This window comes from Polaromonas sp. P1_E3, assembly GCF_056405935.1.
Genome location: NZ_JBFUBD010000243.1, coordinates 1 through 4,199 on the forward strand (window position 1 = coordinate 1; position 4,199 = coordinate 4,199).

The 4,199-nt window shown below is 59.0% G+C and carries 7 protein-coding genes and 1 pseudogene; 7 read left to right on the top strand and 1 reads right to left on the bottom strand.

The window, feature by feature from the left end:
• From AC1D0Z_RS16855 to AC1D0Z_RS16885, 7 genes and pseudogenes are all read left to right on the top strand, one after another.
• Positions 1-194: pseudogene (locus AC1D0Z_RS16855) on the top strand (transglutaminase family protein); the annotation flags it as partial.
• A 471-nt stretch (positions 195-665) separates the two neighbouring features.
• A complete protein-coding gene (locus AC1D0Z_RS16860; RefSeq protein WP_477659369.1) occupies positions 666-1,124 on the top strand; it encodes an SRPBCC domain-containing protein in 459 nt (152 codons plus the stop codon).
• A gap of 61 nt (positions 1,125-1,185) precedes the next feature.
• On the top strand, positions 1,186-1,677 hold the full coding sequence (locus AC1D0Z_RS16865; protein WP_477659370.1) for a GNAT family N-acetyltransferase: 492 nt from the start codon (positions 1,186-1,188) through the stop codon (positions 1,675-1,677).
• Positions 1,678-1,745: 68 nt separating this feature from the next.
• Positions 1,746-2,108, top strand: coding sequence for a hypothetical protein (locus AC1D0Z_RS16870; protein ID WP_477659371.1), 363 nt, complete (start codon positions 1,746-1,748; stop codon positions 2,106-2,108).
• Between the two features lie 50 nt (positions 2,109-2,158).
• Entirely contained in the window at positions 2,159-2,938 is a 780-nt protein-coding gene (locus AC1D0Z_RS16875) for a hypothetical protein (protein WP_477659372.1), read from the top strand.
• A 63-nt stretch (positions 2,939-3,001) separates the two neighbouring features.
• Complete coding sequence (locus AC1D0Z_RS16880) at positions 3,002-3,541, top strand: cysteine hydrolase family protein (RefSeq protein ID WP_477659373.1); 540 nt, start codon at positions 3,002-3,004, stop codon at positions 3,539-3,541.
• A 16-nt stretch (positions 3,542-3,557) separates the two neighbouring features.
• On the top strand, positions 3,558-3,989 hold the full coding sequence (locus AC1D0Z_RS16885; protein ID WP_477659375.1) for a TIGR02594 family protein: 432 nt from the start codon (positions 3,558-3,560) through the stop codon (positions 3,987-3,989).
• 21 nt (positions 3,990-4,010) lie between these two features.
• Here the strand turns inward: AC1D0Z_RS16885 and AC1D0Z_RS16890 are convergent.
• On the bottom strand, positions 4,011-4,199 hold a 189-nt coding region (locus AC1D0Z_RS16890), incomplete at its 5' end, for a lytic murein transglycosylase (RefSeq protein WP_477659374.1).

The window sequence follows — 4,199 nt, forward strand, 5'->3', positions numbered from 1 at the left end:
GGTGCGACGTGTGCCTGGATGTGGCTACACGCCGCTGGGTCAGCATCGACGTGACCCACAGCTGCCTGATCGACCAGCGCCATGTGCGACTGGCCATGGGCACCGACTACAACGCCTGCCCACCCATCAAGGGTGTGCGGCAGGGCGGCGGGGAAGAATCGATGACGGTGGAGATCACGATCCAGCCGGTTTGATCGCTTGTCCGGTTGCTATTGTTTTAATAGCTGCTTGCGCCCGTTGTCATTGGGTTAGCGGCATAAATTGCTCAAAAACCAGGCTGGAAATCCCTCCAGACGCTGTTTCGGCGCTTTAAATGACCGTCCTGTTGGGCGTCAATGAGGCCTGCGGCGGTCCAAAATGCTTTTCAGGCATAAAAATTGGCCTAGCCCAATAGGGACGGGCGCAAGCAGCTATTGATTTGATAGCGATTTAGATGGGACGCGTGCGGCGTGCAAGCAGAAATTGGCTGGCGCGATCGAATTTCATGGTGATCAAAGTCGAATGGATGCTGGAGGCCTTATCTGGCCATTACTGCAGGTGACAAACGCCAGCTTATCCGCAGGTCTGGCTCCATACATTTCGTTAAGCATTGAAGAACGCCCGGCCTTAAGTGCGGCGTAGACTGCTCATCCGCGCACCTCGCGTACTCATTGAAGGAGGCTCCCATGGCTGAGTTGGTTGCCGGGGCGAAGATGCTCATTCGACGCCCCGCAGTAGAGGTTTTCAATGCGTTTGTCCAACCTGATCTCATCACAAAATTCTGGCTGAAAAGTACCACCGGTCCGCTCAGCCAGGGTGCTCAAGTTGAGTGGCAATTCATGGTTCCCGGCGCGACTGAACGGGTGCGCGTCACCGCATTCGACGCGCCACGCCGTATTGCGTTCTCCTGGCTGGAAGGCAGGCTTGACGTCGACATGAAGTTTGCCGAGGAACAAAAAGGCGCGACTGTCGCCAGTGTTGAGGTCCGCGGGTTTGAAGACGACGGCGGCACGGACCCGGTAGTGGATGCCACCGAAGGGTTCAGCATTGTCCTGTGCGACCTGAAGGTGCTTCTTGAAACGGGGCGCTCGGCAAGCCTGGTAAAGGACAAGGCGGAGTTGATACACCATTCTCGCGACAACTGAGCTGCCATCGTGAGTTGCCTGAAGGCGTGTGCTTCGGCGCGAGATGCGGTACGCTTTCACGATGACCGAAATCAAGCCTGCGATCTTTCCCGACGACCTTGAACATGTTGTCGCCATCCTTCGGGAATACGTGGCCAGCCCAAGCGTCAGTCTTGCCTTCCAGAATTACGAGGCGGAATTCGCTGCGTTACCCGGGAAGTACGCTGCGCCTGAAGGCCGCCTGCTTCTAGCCTGGAAGGGGCAGACTGTCGCAGGCTGCGCCGCGCTTCGCCGCGTCGACGCGACCACCTGCGAAATGAAGCGCGTCTACGTGCGGCCGGAGGCGAGGGGCGAAAACCTGGGCCGCCGGCTCATCGAACGCATCCTCGATGAAGCGCGGGTAGCGGGCTACTCCCGCATCTGCCTTGATGTCCTGCCTGAGTTCTCTGCCGCACAACGCATCTATGAATCCTTGGGTTTTCAGCCTGCGGCGCCCGTCACCTTCAATCCCGTTCCCGGCACCAAATACCTGGCCCTCGAACTCTTGCCATCGCGGGTTGCAGATGTCGCCTGATCTTTCCGTTGAGCGTGCGCATTGTGGATGCCTGAATGCGGCCGCGACCCCTGCTAAGGATTAATCGTATGCGTCCTGCTTTTGCTGTCGCCGTGTTCGCTATCGCCGCAAGCGCAGGCGCGCATGCCACCGGCTCCTTGTCGTTTGAAAGTGCAGGCTACGTTCTTGACTTCGAGGTGGGGCAGCAGGAGCGTCCGGTTCTGGCCAGCGTGTCGTTTGCCGCGCCTGGGGCAAGCTCCACTTTGATACTTCGGCCGCCGCACCTGGTAGTCGTGGCATTTGATACAAAGACAAAAATCCTGCTCGTTCGCTACAAGAATCCTGGAGACAGCAAATTGCCGCCGGACTTCGAACTTTCAGTCCGCGGCGGCGAAGGTATCCTGAAGATGCCGAATCGCTTGGTGACTGGTAAATTCAACTGGGATATGTGAGTACCCAGGAACAAATATCTGCGCCAGATCAGGCTGCAAAATCGACCACCATGCCCAAATCGCTACGCTCACTTGATGATCACACTCAGGATACCCTCGATGCACGTCGGCGGACCCAGTCTGGTCGATTCCAGCCGGTGGCTCCCGGCACGGAGCGCGTCGCCGATGTGATTGCAAGCTCATGCGCGGCGGTCGCGGGGGCCTTCACGGGGTTGGGGTTTCGATGGTCCAAAAGCGGACTTCATTTTTCAAGGAAAGTCGGACCATTCACGCACGTCGTGTCATTCCAGGCCGATAGTGCCAATTCCTCTGGGTCCCATGTGGGCGTCGCGATGCACGCCCGGACGAGGTCCGCTGAACTGGCCAGGTGGCGCGAAGCAAATGGCGGCGTTACCACGGGTGATCATCTATGGGCCACACAGATTGGATACCTCTCTGCGGCGCATGAGTACCTGAAGTGGCAACTTGCCGACCCCGCCGGGCGGCAAGCGGAAATTGATTCGATGGTGAAAACCGTTCATGAATTGGCTATACCTGCGTTTGACGTTTGCCGAACCAGGGAAAGCCTATCCGCGCGTCTTCTCGAGCGTACGGAGATGACGTGGATACCCGATTGGACGGTGGATATTGCCCTTTGGGTTGGTAACACGGCAGCGGCTGAAGCGCTGGTCCTCAAGAAACTTGAGTCACTCCCCAATGTGACCGCTCAGTTCATCGAGTTCTATCGCACGGAGGCCTTGGCCCCCTCGTTGTCCAGGCCTGATGATAGAAATCACTGTCTGGCATGGGTTGCACGCAAGCACGGTTTGCGGGTGCCGGGTTTGCTCTAACATTTGAACCGGTCGGCACACGGCCGGCCCAGAATGTCAGCTCCATCTACAAACCTCCATTCCATGACAACAGCCCTTCTTGTCATCGACGTCCAGCAGGCCCTTTGCTCCGGCGAGGGCGGGACTTTTGAAAGCCAGCGCGTCATCGACCGGATCAACCAGGTGTCTATCAAGGCCCGCGCCGCCGGTGCTCCCGTGATCCTGATCCAGCACGAGGCGCCGGATGATCCGCTGGAGTATGGAACTGCGGGATGGCAACTCGCCGATGGCCTGGACACCCAGCCAGGCGATATCCGCTTGCGGAAGAAGGCGAGTGACTCGTTCCACAACACGGAGCTGCAGGCACTGCTGCAGGCGCGTGGAATCAAACAGCTGATCATTTGCGGCATGCAAAGCGACTTTTGCGTAGACACCACGACGCGGCGTGCCTTGGCCCTCGGCTATCCGGTCATCCTGGTTTCGGATGGCCACTCCACCGTGGATAACGGAGTTCTCACGGCGGCACAGATCTCGGCCCACCACACGGTCACGCTGGCAAATATCCAGAGCTTCGGACCCCGGGTCACTCCGCAGCTTGCGGGCGAGATCAGGGTTACGGTCTGAGCCAGTTTTGATTTCCATGCACGCGCCCTGGATGCCTATCGCCTTTGCCGAAGYCGGCGTGCGCACGTTCCCCGTGGGCCAGAGCAACCCCCGCGTGACCGAGTACCACGCCCACACCAACATCCGTGGTTATGACGACAAGGCGTCTTGGTGCTCTTCGTTTGTCAATTGGTCTTTGGCCCAGGTTGGCATTCCCGGCACCGGGTCCGCGTTGGCGCGTTCGTGGCTGGAGTGGGGTGAGCCGCTCGACGGGCCGGTGCCCGGCTGCATTGCTGTCTTGTCGCGCGAAGACCCCAGTGGCTGGAAGGGCCATGTCGGATTTTTCCTTCGTGCCGATGAAGAGCATGTGTATTTGTGGGGCGGCAACCAGCTGGACCAGGTGTGTGAAAACGCCTACCCCTTGGCGACGGTGCTGGGCTATCGCTGGCCTTCACAAAAGGCAGTCTGACTCTTTCGAAAGAGCCCGGGCCTACCTTACCCGCGCTGCCACTTCCCGCCCCAGCTCAATCACCGCCATCGCGTAATAGCTGCTCCAGTTGTAGCGGGTGATGGCGTAGAAGTTTTCGGTGCCCGCAACGTATTGCGGCGCGTCCTGGCCGTTGAGCAATTCCACCAGCGCGAGCGGCCCGGTATGTTGCAGGGCGGGGCCGTTTAATAC